We start from the raw sequence: 16,879 nt of genomic DNA on the forward strand, positions 1-16,879 counted from the left end.
TCTATCCACTCAGTAGAGACATCGAGGCGGTCGATTTCGGCCATGGACATCCGAAGCTTCGACCGCCTCGTTCCTAACTTAACACCACCCCGGTCGTCCGTCCAAAGTTATTTACCGAATATTAGTTTTGGGATGGACACCACATGAGTAAACATACCAAGGGGAGAAACGGCACGGAAAGCGATACTCGTTCGAACGAGCCGACGCGCCGACGGCTACTCCGAGCGACATCGACTGTGCCAGCCAGTGTGACCGGACTGACCGCGATCAGTACCTCGGCGGTTGGTGGCGAACTCAAGGACTGTACGAACTGGCCGACTGCACCGGTGGAGTTCCCCACGGTTGATCTGACACAGGAGGTCCCCCGTGTTGGGGGGCCAAGCGCGGACGAATTCTGTCTGTTCGTTCACGGCTGGAAAGGGAGAGCCCGAAGCGACGACCAGACGTACGCGCTCGGGCAGGCGCTTCAGAACGCAGGCTACCGCGCGCCGGTGATCGCCGCGTCGTGGGCCTCGGATACACTGAACTTCTGGGCAGCGGAAGACAGGGCGGACGACGCCGGCGTCCGGCTGGGTCGATGGTTCCGCGAGGAGTTCCAACGGGACTCGGGGACGACGATTCGCGTCGTCGGTCACTCGCTGGGAGCCCGCGTGATATTCGGGGCCCTCGCCGAACTCGATGGTGACGTCGTCCTCGATACCGTCGCGCTGCTCGGGGCTGCCATCGAGGACGATTCGGTCTGTGACAGTGGCCGATACGCCGCCGGAATTCGAACGTCCGCCACGGCAGTGTATAGTTACCGCTCCGAGGACGACGGGACCATCTGTACGATTTACGACGTGACCACGATCGAGGACGGACTGGGCTGTAGCGGTGCGGACTGCGGGGGCTGGTGGGACGACGGCTCGACGCCGAGCAACTACCGCGATGTCGACGTCACGGGGTCCGTGCCCGGGCACTGTACGTACTTCGAGCCGGATCGACCGATCGGCTGTATGGACCGGGTAGTCAGCGACTTTCGCTGATCGACCCGCACTCGGGAGTCGACCGTCCGCATCCAATTCTCGGGCTCACGGCTGGCGAATGTATCGCCCGTTTCGCGTGGTCCCGTCGTCTCGAGACGAATGGAAGCGTTTTAGGACGACTATCCCCTTGTCCATCTGTATGTCCCAGCGACAGGGCGCTGACCTCTCCTACGAAGACGGGGCTCGCGCAGTCGAACTCGCGCGCGAATCCGTCGAATCTTACGTACAACACGGGCAACGAGAACAACCGGGTAGCATGCGCGAAGCCTTCTACGAGCGAACCGGGGCGTTCGTCCGCCTCGAGTCGACCCGCGGTCGGGGGAGCCTACGGGGCTGTGCAGGTGGCTACCGCTCGGACGACCAACTCGGCCACGTCATCGTCGACGCGGCGATCGAGGCCGCCAGCGAGGACTCCTGTGGCTCGGAAGTGAGCCCGTCGGAACTGCCGAACCTCACGGTCTCGGTCTGTACCGTCAAGAACGTCCTCCTGACGGACGATCCGCTGGCCGACCTCGAGCTCGGTACCCACGGCGTCGCCATCGACGGTGGCGAGGGTGGCTGGCTCTACCCGACGGTACCGGTCCAAAACGACTGGAGCGCGCGTGAATACCTCGATCGAACCTGCCGGAAAGCGAAACTCGCGCCGGGGGCCTGGCAGGACGACGACATCGTCGTGACCCTGTTCGAGGGGCAGGTGTTCCGCGAACGCGACGCCGACGGGAGTATCGAGGAAGTATAGGAGTACCCGACGGCCGTCGATCGACGGTCGCCAAACGACGAGCGGCGCGATTTCTACCGGAGACACTGATTCAGTCGCCCGATCGTGACGGTCGATTCAGATCGGCGAGTTTGACCTCGAGCAGATCGTTCAGGGCCGCGAACACGTAGTGGACGGAAACCCAGAGGGCGATCAGGTCGACGACGAGGACGAGCGGTACCGACAGGGCGGACGGCCACGGGAGCAGGACCCAGGTACAGAATCCGGCGACCGCGAAGACGAGGACGAGACGGATCGCCAGCTGCGTGGCGATTTCGGAGTGACCGTCGTCGGACCGCGTCTGCGAGCTCATTACGCGTCTATTCGTTCCGACAATAAAAAAGTTCAACGGTCCGATGGTTGTTCGCGGCCCGTCGACGGGCCGCCGACCGGACGGCGTCGGACTACGCCGTCGATCCGTCGAACCCGACCGCGCTGGCGTCCTCGAGACAGCGCTCGGTCGCGTCCTCGAGCGCGACCGTGCGGACGATTTCGCCGTCGCGGACGAGTGGCTCGAGCAGGGAGTCGCCCTCCTCGGGTCCGTCGCCATCGGCGAGCGCGACGTGGTGACCGCCCGCGGGCGTTCGATAGACGTCCTTGACCCCCGATAGTTTGCCGCGTTTGGAGATCGGTTCGCCCTCGATTTCGACGATATCGAGGCTGAAGTCCACCGAGTCGGCACCGGTGATGTGGCTCCCGACGCCGAAACCGTCGGCGATGTCGCGCAGGGCACGGATCGAGTCGGGCCCGATCCCGCCGCTACAGAAGATATCGACATCCTCGCGGCCTCGAGCGTCGAGTTCCCAGCGGACCTCGCGGATGATATGACGGAAGTTCCCTCGTCGAGACCCGGTGGTGTCGATCCGGACCCCGTCCAAGTCGTCACCGAGCGTCTCGGCTGCGAGCAGGCTTTCGCTTTTCTCGTCCCAGAAGGTATCGACCAGCGCGATTCGGGGCACATCCTCGTCGACGGCCTCGTCGAACGCCGTCCACGCGTCGGCCTGATTGCCCTCGCCGAAACAAAACATGAGCGCGTGGGGCATCGTCCCGCCCGCTTCTCGATCGAGTATTTCGCCCGCCGCGACGTGGGAGAACCCGTCCAGCCCGGCCAGCAGCGACGCTCGTTCGACCGTCGAGGCGATCGTGGGATGGACGTGTCGCGCACCGAAGGAGAGGACGAGCGAATCCGGGGCGGCCAGCCGGGCCTCGAGCGCGGCCGTCGCGAAGCCGCTCGGCTGTGAGAGGAAGCCGAGCAGCGATGTCTCGAGTTCGGCGAACGCAAGGTACGGGCCCTCGATTCGGAGAACTGGACCGCCGTCGAACAGTTGGCCGTCCGGGAGCGCATCGATGTCGACGTCCCGCCCCTCGAACAGCGTCGCGACGTCTTTCACGCCAGTGAAGACGTCGAAGCTGCCGGTCGGGAACTGGTCGGCGGTCACTTCGGCGACGACGTGGGGGTTCTTCTCCGCGTGCTCGAGCGTGGCCCGCGTGCGCTCGAAGTAGGCATCGGTGGCATCCCCCTCGAGAATCGCTGCCGGGGGAACGGTGCCGAACGGGTTTGACATATCGCCGGTTTCCCGTGGGAGACAAAAAAACTACCCGTCTACCGGCGGGCGCGGCGGTTGCCGTCCCGTCTCCGGATCGGCGACGGCAGACGATGTCGGCACCGCAACGGTCGGTGCCACCGACGGGCTGACAGTCGCCGTCGACGCGACAGTGGCCCCCGACTCCAGAGCGGCCGCGGACTCGGGCGGCGATGTCGATCCGGGAGTTGCAGCGTGGATCGCCCCGAGGTCGCCGACGGTCGGTGCACCGACGATGTCGACCGTCGTTCCGGTCTTCGAAACGCGATACGCGCCGGCAAAGGGGTCGCCGTCCGGAATCCGAAAGACGCCGGCGGCGGAGTCGACCGGCTCGGCCCCGCGGGTCTCGAGGAGCCGACGGTACGCGTCGGCGAACTCGGCCGCGTCCGCCGGGCTGTCCCACTGGAGTCGCCAGACGTGGCCGGTTCGAGTCGGCTCGTCCGCGTGCCGGTAAACCCGAATGCTGTCGCCGGCCCAGCCCGCGGTCGCGGGATGCGAGTAGTTGTACTGGGCGCGGTCCGGCGTCCCCGCAGTGAGCGGGCGGTCGATCGCACCGTTGGCCCAGAGGGTCGCGAACAGCGTCGCCTCGCCGACCGTCTCCGTTCGGGGCTCCCCGCCGGCCCCGACGGTTCCGTTCCGGTCGTCGGTCGCATCCGCTCGGTCAGTAATGGGGTGCCAGTCGTCGCTCGAGCGGTCCGCAACGGTGACTTCGACCGGACGCGTGTCGGGATAGCGCTCGGGATGGATCAGTTGGGCGGTACTTCGGGGTGGCTCGTCGTGAGCGCGATCGACGGGATGCCAACCGTCGCGCTCGTGGAGGTCGGCGACGAACGACGGCCCCTCGGCGTAGGGGACGTAGATCGAGAGGAACAGGCCGACGTTGAACGGCCGATCGGTGAGCGCCGCGCCGGACGCCACCGGCGGCTGGGTGTCGGGGAGACACTGCCACTCGGCCCCGCAGCGACGATCGTACCGTTCGGGAACGTAGCCCGCCTCGCCCTCGAGCAGCCCGTTTTCGGCGCGGACACCGTCGATCGTCTCGCTCTCGCGTCCGATGCCGAAGTGCTGGTCCTGTAGCGCGTGTGTCAGCTCGTGGACCAGCGTTCGCCGATCGATCCGGATCTCGTCGGCGTCCTCGGTGACGATCACGATCCGGTCGTCGACGTAGTAGCCCTGGATCGAGTCGCCGTAGAGGTCGTCGAACGCCCGTTCGACGTCGGTCTCGCCGTCGACGACGAACGCGCCCCGCCAGACCTCGTTCTCGAATGCCGACGCGTTCCCGGTTCCGCCCGCCCGCCGGTCGCGGTAGGCGGCGCGGCTCACGATCTCGAGGGAGACGTCGCGCTCGTACTTCAGCCCGCGGATGGTCTCGATCCGGGCCATCGACCGGTACTTCACCGCCTCGAGTTGGGACTCGGTGAGTCCATCGGCCGTATCGAACGCGAAAATATCGTCGTGGGCGTAGTCGCCGACGTATCCGAGATCGCGGTCGGTGTCGAACCCGCTCTGGCTGCCGGGGAGTGCACAGCCCGAGAGAACGACCAGCGCGAGCACCGCGAACAGGCGAAGCCTCATTGCGTCAGTGTTCGCCGAGACCGTGAAATGGGCGTCGATCGGCCGCGTCAGTCAGTCGCGATCGCGGCGGTCGGCGACGGCTCGGAACCCGGTCCCGAGCAGGGCGGTCGCGATCGCGCCCACTGCGGCCCCCGGACCGAAGCCGGACACGGTATCGCTCCGGTCGTCGATCTCGAGGGTGTCCTCGCCCTCGGGCGCGGCACCGGCCTCGACGTTCGACAGGTCGTCGACGGCGGGCGCGCGGACGATCGTCAGCGTCTCTCCCGTCCGATTGAGATAGTACGCGCCGGAATAGCCGCCGTCCTCGATCACGTAGGTGTCCTGTCGCCCGTCGACGGCGTCGGCACCGTGGTTCTCGAGCAGTCGGAGATAGCCGTTGACGAACTGCTGGGTGTCGGTCCCGGACTCCCACTGCGTCCGCCAGACGTAGCCGGCGCGGCCGGCCGCATCGGCCGGCCTGCTCGCGCTATCGGCCTCGTCGTTCGTGTAGGCGACCAGTTTGTCGCCGGCCCAGCCGTTCGTGTACGAGTGGTTGTAGTTGTAGTTCTCCGGTCCTTCGAAGAGGTCCGCGGCGTCGATCACCGCGTCCCGGTCGTCCGCGAGCGCGTCGGCGGCGAACATCGCGACCATGCCCGCCTCGCCGATAGTGTCCGTTGCGGCGTCGCCGTCGGTTCGGAGCTGTCGCCAGTCCGCGCTCGAGCGATCGGGGACGGAGACGTTTGCGGGCTCGCGCTCCGATCCTGGGTGGATCACTGCCGCGGTCGTCCGCGGCGGGTCGTCGTAGGCCGCGTTGACTGCCTCCCAATCGTTGCCCTGGGAGCGCAGGTAGTTGATGTAGTCCGGCCCGTCGCTGTAGGGCTGGTAGACGCTGAAGTAGATGCCCCAGTTGATGTCGGGGAGCTGGCCAGTGCCGTCGTCGCGCGGGACGAGACAGTCCCACTCGCGACCGCAGGTCGCTTCGTACTCGCGTTCGACGCGGCTCGCGTCGCCTTCGATCAGCCCGCTCATGGCGGTGTCCTCGTCCTGGGTCGTCCCGTGGAACCGCGACAGGTTGAACCGCTGGTCCTGGAGCGCGTGGACGAGTTCGTGCCCGAGCGTGACCTCGTCTAACTCGGGGGTGTCGGGGTTCTCGGAGACGATGACGATCTGGTCGGTCTCGGGGTGGTAGGACCCGCCGACGGAACCGCCGTAGACCGTCTGTGTCGCGTTGGCCGCGTCGGTCTCCCGGTCGACCATGAACAGCGCCTCGTAGCCGACGTTCGCCTCGAGGCGGCTCGCCGAGGAGATGTTGGTAAATCGGTCGCCGTTGGTCTCCCGGTACTCCGACCGGGAGATGACGTTGACATCGACTTCCTCGGAGAAGGTGCGGTTACGGATTCGCTCGACGCGGGCCATCGCGCGGTAGACGACGGGGTCGAGGTCGTCCTCGTCGACGACCGCGTCGGACTGGTTGTCGACCGGCAGGGGATCGTCGTACCAGTAGCCCTCGACGTAGCCGACGGTATCCTCGGTCGAGGGTGTGTCGGGACGGGCGTCCTGGACGGCCGCGCTCGCCGGACTCGAGGCCGTCGTTTCCGTGGCCGTCGACCCCGCGGCAGTCGTCGAGTCGAGGGACGAGCCGCCGGTCGGGGTCGTGGACTGGACGGCGGCGTCGGTCGGGCCGGCGGCCGGCCCCGCCGCGAGGACCGGGCTGGCGAGCCCGCCGGTGACGAGGAGTGTCGCGAGAGCTACTGCGAGGAGGGCGGTGGAAGAACGGGTGCACATCCATGTCATCTGAATCGGATAGCTATCCGTAAGGAGAGGAGTGTAAAAAGGACGACGATTACGGGAACGGCTACGTCGGGAGGCAGTCCCACGACGGCGGCCGTCGGTGACTGGGCCGTGTTCGAGACAGGAGACGCTCGCTCGCGTCTCGCGCCGCCTGACGGTTCGGGGTCGGCGGCCGACGGGCGGCGTCTCGATGGATCGCCCGCGCCGCGCTCGGGAGTCCCGCGAACGTTTTGCCGATCCCGGACGTACCGTCGCGTACTCATGCGTCTCGAGCCAGACAGCACGGCGGTGATCGTCGTCGACATGCAAAACGGGTTCTGTCATCCGGACGGGGCGCTGTACGCGCCGGGCAGCGAGGCCGTTCTCGAACCGATCGCCGACCTCGTCGATCGCGCCCGCGAGGCCGGCGCGTGGCTGCTGTTTACTCGCGACATCCACCCGCCGGAGCAGTTCGACGATGCCCACTACTACGACGAGTTCGAACAGTGGGGCGAACACGTTCTCGAGGGCTCTTGGGAGGCCGAAATCGTCGACGAACTCCCGGTCGAAGCGGCCGACAACGTCGTGGAGAAACACACCTACGACGCCTTCCACAACACGGAACTCGAGGGATGGCTGAACGCTCGCGGAATCGACGACCTCGTTATCTGTGGCACCCTGGCGAACGTCTGCGTGCTCCACACCGGCGGTAGCGCGGGACTGCGTGACTTCCGCCCGATCATGGTCGAGGACTGTATCGGCGCGATCGAGGACGACCACCACGAGTACGCCCTCGAACACGCCGCGTGGCTGTTCGGCGAGGTCGAACCGAGCGCCGCGATCGAGTTCGCGTAACCGACCGGCGACGCAGCCACACCGGCGATTTTTCACGGTCTCGGTCCAACACTGGGTATGACCGCGATCCGAGCGCGCCTCGACGGGCCAAGCGACGGTGAGAGCGAATGAACCGACGGCGGTTGCGACCGCTCTATCTGGGTGGCATCGCACTGAACGCGGTGGCGTTCGCGTACGCGGTCACGAGCGGGACGTGGCTGTACGCCGCCGCGTTCGCGTTCGTGGCGGTGTATCTCGTGGTTCGTCTACGGATGCTGTCCGCCGATCGCTGAGAGACGCGTCCCGCGGTCGGACTCAAGTGAGAGAGGCTTTTCCGATCGTCGGTCGAACGAGTGGGTATGAGCGGAGCGCAACCGGGGTCGACCGAGCCGATCGGCCGAGCCCGACTCGGGTCGAGAACGGGGCGGGGTGTCGAATGAACGAGCAACAGCTGCGACCGGTATACCTGCTCGGCATGGCGTGCAGCGCGTACGCGCTCTGGTACTACCTCTCGTTCGGTGCGACGGCGTACGCCGTCGTGTTCGGACTCATCACGGTGGTGCTCGTGTTCCGCCTCCGGACCGTGACCGCCGACGACTGACGCGAAACGGCGTCTCGGGCGGCCCGGACGGCTCGAGAAACGGTCTCGGTTCGACCTAGTCGACGAGGTGCTCCCACTGGCGCACGTCCCCGTCGTGGTTGTCGGCGAACGCGGTAGCCGCCTCGTACTCGGAGAAGGGGAAGTAGTCGTCACCCATTGCACCGCGTACGTCGCTGTCGACGACGTAGAAGCACTCCGTCGCGTCCGCGAACGCCGCGGCGGCCGCGTGGGACAAGCACGGGACGGCCGACGCCCGCTACTCGGATCGGAACACGCGGTATGCGCCCTGGCCGATCGCCACGGGGTTCGTCGTTCCGTCGGGGGTCGTGCTTTCGACGGTGATCTCGCTGACGCCGACGCTGCCGCCGACTCGGATCACGTCCGCAGTCGCCACGAGATCGCTCGTCGCCGGCCGGAGGTAGTTGACGTTCAAGTTGATCGTCGCGATCCGCGCATCGAACGGGTCGTCCATGGCCGTCCGCAGGGAGAGGCCGCCGACGGTGTCGATGAGCGTGGCCGCGACGCCGCCGTGGAGGTCCGCCTGCTCGTCGGCCGACGCCGTCGGTCGCGTGTTCGTCAGTTTCTCGTCGTAGGGGATCGACATCGTCATCGTCCCGTCGCCGACATCGTCGACGGTCGTCCCGAGCCACGAGAGGAACTCCTGGTTCTCGTCGAGAACGTACTGGAGCATCCCCTCGAGATCGTCGGCCTCGTCGAGTGCGTCCGTCGTCGGCGTCTCCTCGGTCATGGCCGCCCGTCCGTCGGCAACGGTCTTGACAGCTACGCTTCCCGGCGCGTCCGTTGTTCGGCGTTCATCAGGAGAAGTGCCCGACGGTCGGCTCAAACGGCGCGTCCGCGTTGGAGAGGGAAGAATATCGAGACCCGTCCCGGTACGGACACGACGGCGAACCGATGCAAGACGACTGAGCGGGCGTTTCAGAGGCCTGCGCTCGAGCGAACCCGAACCCGGACCCGTTCGCCGCGTGCGAACGAACGGTCCGGACAGATCAGTTTCGCACCGAACTCCCCGTCGCGCGCGCAGAACAGCGACAGGCCGGTGATCGGCTCGCCGTTTGCGGTGACGGTCACGTCGTCCCACGCGATCGTGCGGCCGTCGGCGACGCCGAGGCGGTCGCCGTTCAGCGAGACGGTCGGTTCGTCCGCCGCCGGCGGTTCGGGCCGCTCGAGCAGCCCGCCGCCGGCGTAGTGGGGGACGCCGCCGTCGAGGACGCCGCCGCCGTCGGCCCGTACGCCGACGAACGCCGCACCCGGATCGGGGTGGGTCGGTGCATCGAGCACCGCGTAGGTGTCGCCGGTCGATCGAACCCGGCCGGTACCGTCCCACTCGAGCGGGAACACCGTCGCGTCGAGGGCGATCGGGAGCGAGCCCGATGCCCGATAGGGGTTCCGGTCCGGGCTGCGAAACCCGACGTGGAGGTGGTTGTCGACCCAGGGTGCGAAAAACCCCGCGCGGACGAGCCGACCGAGCGAGTCCCCACGGTCGAGGCGATCGCCGGCATCGACCGCCGGGTCGACGTGCAGGATGCGAACCGTCAGCTCGGCGAACGGGCTGGAGTCCGCGGGCTCGAGCAGGATCAGGTGGTCGTTGTCGGGCGCGTAGGGCTTCGGCGGCGCGCGAACGGTTCGGGTCTCGCGGACGGTGCCCGCGACCGGACTCGGCGCGGCGGTCGTCCGTCCGTCGGCGAGGGTCCCGGGGTAGAGATCGATCGCACAGCCGCCGTCGTGGGCGGGATACGGGGAGTTGTACAGCGAGAAGCGCTCGTAGCGCGCCAGTACGGCCTCGGGAAGCGTGACGGCCATCGTCGTCTCGGTCTGGGTAGCGTGAACGTTTAGATGCACCGGGTCGAACGGCGGGTATGCGCGTATTTCGTGGGCGGGCATCGTCCGTCACGGCCGATCGCGACGCGAGTCAGCGACTGCTCTCGGTGGCCGCCGCCGGCGAATCGGCCGTCCGCGTCTGGACGCCCCACCGACAGGTCGCGTTCGGCCGCCGGGACGCGCGCCGCGACGGGTACGACAGCGCCCGCGAACGCGCCGACGAGCGGGGCTTTCGGCCGGTCGAGCGCGGCGTCGGCGGGCGGGCAGTCGCCTACGACGGGACGACGACGCTGGCGTTCGCCCGCGCCGAACCGGTCGCGGACTTCCGGACCGGCTCGACCGAGCGATACGACCGCGTCTCGGCGGCCCTCGAGCGGGCGCTTCGGACGCTCGGCCTCGAGCCGATCCCGGGGGAACCCGACGACTCGTTTTGCCCTGGAACGCACTCGTTGTCGGTCGGGGCCGCGAGCGCGGCCGGTCGAAAGCGAAAGGTCGTCGGTATCGCCCAGCGCGTCCGGAGCGACGCCGCCCTCGTCGCCGGCATCGTGCTCGTGGCCGCCCGCGAGGAACTCGCGGACGTGCTCGAGCGGGTCTACGACGCGCTCGCAGTGCCGCTCGATCCGGCGTCAGTCGGGACCGTCGCGGCCGCCGGCGGGCCGTCCGATCCCGATGCCGTCCGAACGGCGCTCGAGGAGGCGCTGATCGGCGACGCGAGCGATGTCTCGATCGAACACATCGGCGAGGGACGGTAGCGGCCACCGGCCTACGAGCAGAGGTGTGACCGCCGCCCGCCGCCGGACGGAGCCGAGAGGGTTTTCGACGCGCGGGCCGACGGTATCGTATGGGAGAAAACCACGACAGGGTGCGGGCGCTCGCCGCGTTCGCCGCATTCGTCGCCGACGGCGACCGAGAGCCGGTGGTCGTCGTTGCGGGCTGTGGCGCGGGGGCGACCGTCGCCGAGTTGCGCGCGGACGACGTGGCGGCCTACGGCTTCGACGCCTCCCCATCGATACTGGAGACGGCGGCACCGTCCACCCGGGAGCGACTGCTCGAGGCGGACGTTCGCGACGACGACCTCGTCGCGTCGCTGCGCGAGGCGTTCGGGATCGACGAGATCGACGTCTTCGTCACCGAATGCATGCTCTCGTTTCTGACCGTCGAGGAGGCGACGGCCGCACTGGACCGGCTCCGATCGCACGACCGAGTCGGGACGTTGCTCCACCTGGTACGGATCGACCCACCGGTGGCGGCCCAGGACGGGGCGATCGACGCGACGATACTGCCGCCGGCGGAGTGGCAAGCAGCGTGTGACCCCGACGGCCAGGATATCTGGCGTGACGCGATCGGGCCGCTCGACCTGCCGCCGTCGGACCCGAGCGATGACGGCGAGACGTAGACGCGGGTCGCCGAGCGCGTCGGTCGCTCGAGGGGGACGCCGACCGGCGCGAAGCAGGAGTGAGGTAACGTTTTTCCGCTCCGCGTCGTCGGCCTCGAGTATGACGACACGAACGCGATCGGAGGAGTCCCGATGACGCGCGACGAGTCGGAGCCAGCAGCCGGACCGGAAGCGACACACGAGTCAGCGGCCGCTGACGCCGCGGAACCCGGTGGCTCGCTGTGGGCGGACCTCCTCGCGGATGTGAGCGCCATCGCGGAGGAGTACCGCGATGAAGGCTGGGACGTCGTCGTCCTCGAGCCGACCGCCGTCTCGCCGGTCGATCGGGACGAACGGGTCGGGCTCGACGTAACGGTCAGCGCCGCGGAGTACGAGATCGTCGCGGACCTCATCGAGGAGGGAGCGGTCACGATCACGTCGGCGAACGTCTACTACCGCCCGGTCGCTGCCGACGGGAGCGAGCGCCGGCTCGCGTTGACGGTCGAGCGCGACGAATCGAGCGAGACGGCCATTTTCGTCCCGCTCACGTACGATCTATCGGCCTGTCGGGACGTGTTCGAAACGGCACTGCTGGAGGAACAGCTCCTGACCCACGTGACGACAGCGTCGACGGACCGGTGGGTCAGCTTCTCCCACGACGATCCGTCGCTCTTTCTCGAGGAGTCGGACGTGCGGGCGTGGAGTCCGACCGACGACTGAGGGCGGTCACTCGCCGGTCCGAAAGGAGAGGTCCAGCGCCGGTGCCGAGTGGGTCAGCGACCCCATCGAGATCACGTCGACGCCGGTCGCGGCGTAGGCCGGAACGTCCGCGACGGTGATTCCGCCGCTGGCTTCGGCCAGAACGCCCTCGTGATCGGCGAGCGCCGCGACGGCCGCCCGCGTTTCCTCGGGCGTCATGTTGTCGAGCAGGACGATGTCCGCGCCGGCCGCGGCCGCCCGCGGGGCGTCCGCGACGGCTTCGACCTCGACGTCGACCTTCGTCGCGAACGACGTGCGCTCCTGCAAGCGGGCGATCGCGTCCTCGAGTCCCAACGCCGCGATGTGGTTGTCCTTGACCATGACCATATGGGAGAGATCGAGCCGGTGGGTGTCGCCGCCACCCGCGACGACCGCGCGCTTCTCAAGGCCGCGCAGGCCGGGCGTGGTTTTGCGGGTCGCGGCGATGGCGACATCGTCGGACTCGGACCGAGCGTGTTCGACCGCCGTCCGCGTCCGCGTCGCGATCCCCGACGCGTGACCCGCGAGGTTGACCGCGACGCGCTCACCGCGAAGGAGGTCACGTGTGGTCCCTTCGACCCGGAGCAGGTCGTCGCCCGGTTCGACGGCGGTGCCGTCCGCGAGTCGATCGACGACCGTAACGCCGAGGTACTCGAAGACGGCCGCCGCGGCCTCGAGACCGGCGGCGACGCCCGCCTCCTTTGCGACGAGCCTGCCGGTCGTCTCGCCGGGAACGCGGTTCGTCACGTCGTGGTGGCCGACGTCCTCGCGGAGCCAGCGCTCGATCTGTGCGTCGGTGATCATCTCAGTCGTCCGCGGGCGGTTCGGCCGTCGATTCGTCGGCGTCGGTCGCGACGTAGTGACAGCCCACCGAATCGGTGTTCTCGCTCGCCGCACGCGCGATCAACAGCGCGACGACGCTGGCGTTGCGGAGTTCGTAGAGGTCCCGCGCCGTCCGGGTTCGGATGTAGGCGTCGACCTCGCCTTTGAGCCGCCGCAGGATGCTACTCGCGCGGGCGATCTCGTCGAGGTCGCGCTCGAGACCGAGGGACTCGTCCATCGTCCGCCTGAGACGCGTAAACTTCTCGGCGGCGAAGCGGTCGGGAAGAGCGGGGTCCCGGTTCAGGAGTTCGGGAGCCTCGACCGCTTCGGGGTCGAATCCGACCGCATCATCGCCCGCTCGGAGCCCCCAGACGAGTCCCTCGAGCAGGCTGGTACTCGCCAGTCGGTTCGCGCCGTGGACGCCGGTGCGGGCACACTCGCCGACGGCATAGAGCCGATCGAGCGAGGTCCGGCCGCGGTCGTCGACGGCGATCCCGCCACACAGGAAGTGCTCGCAGGGCGCGACGGGGATCTCGTCGCCGTCGATACTCCGATCGCGGCACTTTCCGGCGATGGCGGGGTACTCGGCCTCGAACTCGAGCGAGCTCACGTCGAGGACGACATCGCCGGTTGCCTCGCGCTCCGTTTCGACCGCGCGAGCGACGACGTCCCGCGGCGCGAGGTCGCCCTTGGGGTGGTACTCGTCCATGAAGCGTTCGCCGTCGCCGTTCCGGAGGACGGCACCTTCACCGCGCAGGGCTTCGGAGAGCAAGAACGGGTCCTCGCCGGCGTAGGCCGTCGGATGGAACTGGACGAACTCCATGTCCTCGATCTCGGCCCCGGCGAGCGCGGCCATGGCGATCCCGTCGCCGGTCGCGTCCGCCGGATTGGTCGAGCGGCCGTAGAGCGCGCCGATTCCGCCGGTCGCGAGGATCGTCGCGCCGGCGTAGATCGGGTGACCCTCGGGCGCTTCGTCGCTCACCACGCCGTGGACGCGCCCCTCGGCGGTGATTAGCTCGAGAGCGGCGGTATCCTGCCGCACTTCGATCCGCTCGTGGTCGGCGACGTAGTTGAGGAACGGCCGCAGGATGTGTGTCCCGGTCGCGGCGTCGACGTGGAGGATGCGAGACGCCGAGTGAGCGGCCTCGCGAGTGTAGTCGAACTCGCCGTTCTCGCCCTGGTCGAACTCGACCTCGAGGGTGTCGACGAGCACGTCCTCGACGGCGTCGTCGGCGTTCTCGACGAGGGTATCGACGGCGTCCGGATCCGCGGTGCCGTCGCTGGCGTCGATGATGTCGGTCTTGAGCGATGCCGGGTTCCCACGCGTCGTCGAGATCCCGCCCTGCGCCCAGTCCGTGCTGGCGTCGTCCGGTTTGGTCGCTTTGGTCAGGAGGAGGACGTCCGCGTCCTCCCGTGCGGCCGACAGGGCGGCCGCACAGCCCGCGATACCGCTGCCGACGACGAGGACATCCGCGACCTCGCCGTCGGTCGTCGTTGCCGTCCCGGTGTCTGTCTCGGTCATGGTTAGATCTCGAGCATGCGGTCGAGCGCGACGCCCGCGAGTTCCTTCTCCTCGGGGGCGACCTCGATCACGTTGTGTTCGCGTCCCGCCGCGAGTTCCTCGAGCACCCAGGTCAGGTAGTTCGGGTCGATCTGGCGCATGGCGTTGCAGTCCATACAGGCGTCGCCACAGAGCGGGACGACGTTCACGTCGGGGTGCCACCGCTGGAGGTGGTTCGTCAGGTGGATCTCGGTGCCGATGGCCCAGGTATCGCCGGGATCGGCGTTCGCGACGGTTTCGCAGATCGTCGCGGTCGAACCGGCTTTGTCCGCCGCCTCGACGACCTCGCGGCGACACTCGGGGTGAACGATGACGTTTGCGTCCGGGTTGTTCGCCCGGATCTCCGCGATGTGCTCCTCGCGGAACCGTTCGTGGACCTGGCAGTAGCCGTCCCAGAGGATGATGTCGCTTTCCGCGACCTCGTCGGCGTCTTTTCCCTCGGGGTCCCAGGGGTCCCACTCGGCGATTTCGTCTTCCATGTCGAGTCGGTGGGCGGTGTTCTCCCCGAGGTGTTTGTCGGGCAGGAAAAGGACCTTGTCACCCTTGTCGAAGGCGTACTCGAACGCCTCGTGGGCGTTCGAAGAGGTACAGACGAGCCCACCCTGGCTCGCACAGAAGGCCTTCAGGTCCGCGTAGGAATTCATGTAGGTGATCGGAATGATGTCCGCATCGGGCGCGGCCGCCGTGATCTCGGCCCACGCGCTGTCGACCTGGAGGGCCTCGGCCATCCCGGCCATCGGACACGACGCCTCCATGCTCGGGAGGATCACGGACTGGTCGTCGTCCGTGATGATGTCCGCGCTCTCGGCCATGAACGTGACCCCGCCGAAGATCACGTACTCGGCGTCGGCCTCGGCCGCCTCCTTCGAGAGCTGGTAGGAGTCACCGATGAAGTCGGCGTGCTCGACGATCTCCCGTCGCTGGTAGTTGTGCCCCAGGATGACGACATCGTCGCCGAGTTCCTCGAGCGCCGCATCGATGCGTTCGGTCCGTTCGTCTTCCTCGAGCTCCCGATATCTCGGTGGGAGTTGCTCGAGGTTGTCGTATTTGAACAGACTCAGATCGGTATCCAGCTTCGCCGTTTCCATTTTGACCATCTTACGTCACCAGTGGCTGTTTGCATATCAGTGGCGGCTATTGAATAACTTTTTCCTTCGAAAGGCCGTTCCGGGGGAATACCATCGACGGATACGAGGTTCGAAAACTCGTCATCGGTTGTTCCGCGGGATCGATAGATCCCACGCGCTGACAGTCAGGACAGCGTTCAGTGTGGCCCTTTCCGCTGCAGGCCCTAGGAGAGGTATGGCGCTCGAGGACGCGTTCACGGACTTCACGCGACGAGACTGGGAACACGAATCGGTCGAGGGAACCGTCCGCCTCGCGGTTATCGGCATCGGTGGCTTCGCGCGCCAGCGTGCGCTTCCCGCGATTTCCGAGGGCGACAACTGCGAGACGACGGTCCTGGTCACGAGTTCGTCCGACCGGGTGAGAGACGTCGCCGAGACCTACGATGTCCCACACGTCATCGACTACGACGGCTTCTTCGCGGGAGAACGGACGGACGCCTACGACGGGATCTACGTCGCGGCACCGAACGCCTTCCACGGCGACTATGCGACCGCGGCGGCCGCGTTCGGGAAACACGTCCTCTGCGAGAAACCCCTCGAGATCACCGTCGAGCGCGCTCGGGATGTCGTCGACGCCTGTGTCGACGCCGGCGTGACGCTGATGACTGCCTACCGACTCCAGACCGAACCGACGGTTCGCCGCACGCGGGAACTCGTCCGCGAGGGCGTGATCGGCGACATCGTCCAGGTTCACGGCGGGTTCTCGAATCCGTTGCTCGAGCACGCGACTCCCGACACGTGGCGTCTCGATCCCGAACTCGCCGGTGGCGGCGCACTGGTCGATCTCGGGGTCTATCCGCTCAACACGACCCGGTTCCTCCTAGACTGCGAACCAACAGAGGTGTACGCGACCACCCACTCGCGGGGGGAGGCGTTCGACGCAGTCGAAGAACAGATCGCGTTTCAACTCGAGTTCGAGACCGGCGCGACGGCCTCGTGTACCGCGAGTCTCGACGCTCACGCCCGGAGCGCGCTCGAACTGGTCGGCACCGACGGCATGATCAACATCGAGTCGCCGTTCGGCGGCGTCGTTCCCCAGGAGATGATCGTCGAGAGCGGCGATGTTCGCATGGAGTACACCGGCCCGCCGGTCGACGAGGTCCGCGAGGAGTTCGACTACTTCGGCTACTGCGTACTGACCGGCACCCACCCCGAACCCGACGGCGAAGACGGCCTCGCGGACCTGCAGGTCATCGAAGCCGCGTTCGAGTCAGCCGACACCAACTGTCGAATCGAACTCGAGTGAGCCCCGGTTCGGGTCCGGTGACGACCGATCACCCCTTCGAACCGCAG

At 67.6% G+C, this 16,879-nt stretch carries 19 protein-coding genes; 9 read left to right on the top strand and 10 right to left on the bottom strand.

Features of this window, described 5'->3' with window-relative positions; genetic code table 11:
- Positions 1–236: 236 nt before the first annotated feature.
- Positions 237–1,025 carry an esterase/lipase family protein gene (locus tag C487_RS01375; protein WP_241431045.1) on the top strand — a complete coding sequence of 263 codons (789 nt, stop codon included), beginning with the start codon at positions 237–239 and terminating at the stop codon, positions 1,023–1,025.
- A gap of 139 nt (positions 1,026–1,164) precedes the next feature.
- Entirely contained in the window at positions 1,165–1,764 is a 600-nt protein-coding gene (locus C487_RS01380) for a TIGR00296 family protein (RefSeq protein WP_006183876.1), read from the top strand.
- A gap of 70 nt (positions 1,765–1,834) precedes the next feature.
- Here the strand turns inward: C487_RS01380 and C487_RS01385 are convergent, their stop codons facing one another.
- The 4 genes from C487_RS01385 to C487_RS01400 all read right to left on the bottom strand — a co-directional run bounded on the left by C487_RS01385 (position 1,835) and on the right by C487_RS01400 (position 6,704).
- Positions 1,835–2,095 (bottom strand): hypothetical protein, encoded by a 261-nt coding sequence (locus tag C487_RS01385; RefSeq protein ID WP_006183877.1) that lies wholly within the window; start codon positions 2,093–2,095, stop codon positions 1,835–1,837.
- Positions 2,096–2,186: 91 nt separating this feature from the next.
- Positions 2,187–3,347 (bottom strand): nicotinate phosphoribosyltransferase, encoded by a 1,161-nt coding sequence (locus C487_RS01390; protein WP_006183878.1) that lies wholly within the window; start codon positions 3,345–3,347, stop codon positions 2,187–2,189.
- Between the two features lie 30 nt (positions 3,348–3,377).
- On the bottom strand, positions 3,378–4,940 hold the full coding sequence (locus C487_RS01395) for an Hvo_1808 family surface protein (protein ID WP_006183879.1): 1,563 nt from the start codon (positions 4,938–4,940) through the stop codon (positions 3,378–3,380).
- Between the two features lie 51 nt (positions 4,941–4,991).
- A complete protein-coding gene (locus C487_RS01400) occupies positions 4,992–6,704 on the bottom strand; it encodes an Hvo_1808 family surface protein (protein WP_006183880.1) in 1,713 nt (570 codons plus the stop codon).
- Between the two features lie 267 nt (positions 6,705–6,971).
- Between C487_RS01400 and C487_RS01405 the strand changes: the two genes are divergently transcribed.
- The 3 genes from C487_RS01405 (at position 6,972) to C487_RS20895 (ending at position 8,124) form a co-directional block, all read left to right on the top strand.
- Positions 6,972–7,544 (top strand): cysteine hydrolase family protein, encoded by a 573-nt coding sequence (locus tag C487_RS01405; RefSeq protein ID WP_006183881.1) that lies wholly within the window; start codon positions 6,972–6,974, stop codon positions 7,542–7,544.
- A 107-nt stretch (positions 7,545–7,651) separates the two neighbouring features.
- A complete protein-coding gene (locus C487_RS20890; RefSeq protein ID WP_006183882.1) occupies positions 7,652–7,816 on the top strand; it encodes a hypothetical protein in 165 nt (54 codons plus the stop codon).
- Between the two features lie 143 nt (positions 7,817–7,959).
- Entirely contained in the window at positions 7,960–8,124 is a 165-nt protein-coding gene (locus C487_RS20895; protein WP_162831885.1) for a hypothetical protein, read from the top strand.
- A 55-nt stretch (positions 8,125–8,179) separates the two neighbouring features.
- Here the strand turns inward: C487_RS20895 and C487_RS01415 are convergent, their stop codons facing one another.
- The 3 genes from C487_RS01415 to C487_RS01425 form a co-directional block, all read right to left on the bottom strand.
- Positions 8,180–8,359, bottom strand: coding sequence for a nitrous oxide reductase accessory protein NosL (locus C487_RS01415; RefSeq protein WP_006183884.1), 180 nt, complete (start codon positions 8,357–8,359; stop codon positions 8,180–8,182).
- 21 nt (positions 8,360–8,380) lie between these two features.
- Entirely contained in the window at positions 8,381–8,872 is a 492-nt protein-coding gene (locus tag C487_RS01420) for a PaaI family thioesterase (RefSeq protein WP_006183885.1), read from the bottom strand.
- A gap of 188 nt (positions 8,873–9,060) precedes the next feature.
- A complete protein-coding gene (locus C487_RS01425) occupies positions 9,061–9,945 on the bottom strand; it encodes a hypothetical protein (RefSeq protein ID WP_049907774.1) in 885 nt (294 codons plus the stop codon).
- A gap of 56 nt (positions 9,946–10,001) precedes the next feature.
- Between C487_RS01425 and C487_RS01430 the strand changes: the two genes are divergently transcribed.
- From C487_RS01430 to C487_RS01440, 3 genes are all read left to right on the top strand, one after another.
- The gene (locus C487_RS01430) at positions 10,002–10,715 is read left to right on the top strand and encodes a lipoyl protein ligase domain-containing protein (RefSeq protein ID WP_006183887.1); all 714 of its coding nucleotides are present in this window, start codon (positions 10,002–10,004) and stop codon (positions 10,713–10,715) included.
- An 89-nt stretch (positions 10,716–10,804) separates the two neighbouring features.
- Positions 10,805–11,359, top strand: coding sequence for a class I SAM-dependent methyltransferase (locus tag C487_RS01435; protein WP_006183888.1), 555 nt, complete (start codon positions 10,805–10,807; stop codon positions 11,357–11,359).
- A gap of 132 nt (positions 11,360–11,491) precedes the next feature.
- Positions 11,492–12,058: a DUF7529 family protein gene (locus C487_RS01440; protein ID WP_006183889.1), complete on the top strand. Its 567-nt coding sequence runs from the start codon at positions 11,492–11,494 to the stop codon at positions 12,056–12,058.
- 6 nt (positions 12,059–12,064) lie between these two features.
- Here C487_RS01440 and nadC read toward each other — a convergent pair whose 3' ends face one another.
- The 3 genes from nadC to nadA are packed head-to-tail and all read right to left on the bottom strand — an operon-like array spanning position 12,065 to position 15,556.
- A complete protein-coding gene (nadC, locus tag C487_RS01445) occupies positions 12,065–12,880 on the bottom strand; it encodes a carboxylating nicotinate-nucleotide diphosphorylase (protein ID WP_006183890.1) in 816 nt (271 codons plus the stop codon).
- A 1-nt stretch (position 12,881) separates the two neighbouring features.
- Positions 12,882–14,420 carry an L-aspartate oxidase gene (locus C487_RS01450; protein ID WP_006183891.1) on the bottom strand — a complete coding sequence of 513 codons (1,539 nt, stop codon included), beginning with the start codon at positions 14,418–14,420 and terminating at the stop codon, positions 12,882–12,884.
- Between the two features lie 2 nt (positions 14,421–14,422).
- Positions 14,423–15,556, bottom strand: a complete 1,134-nt coding sequence (gene nadA, locus C487_RS01455; RefSeq protein ID WP_006183892.1) for a quinolinate synthase NadA — start codon at positions 15,554–15,556, stop codon at positions 14,423–14,425.
- 205 nt (positions 15,557–15,761) lie between these two features.
- Between nadA and gfo6 the strand changes: the two genes are divergently transcribed.
- Entirely contained in the window at positions 15,762–16,832 is a 1,071-nt protein-coding gene (gene gfo6 / locus C487_RS01460) for a D-xylose 1-dehydrogenase Gfo6 (protein WP_006183893.1), read from the top strand.
- Positions 16,833–16,879: the final 47 nt, after the last annotated feature.

The organism is Natrinema pallidum DSM 3751 (assembly GCF_000337615.1).
Lineage (GTDB): Archaea > Halobacteriota > Halobacteria > Halobacteriales > Natrialbaceae > Natrinema > Natrinema pallidum.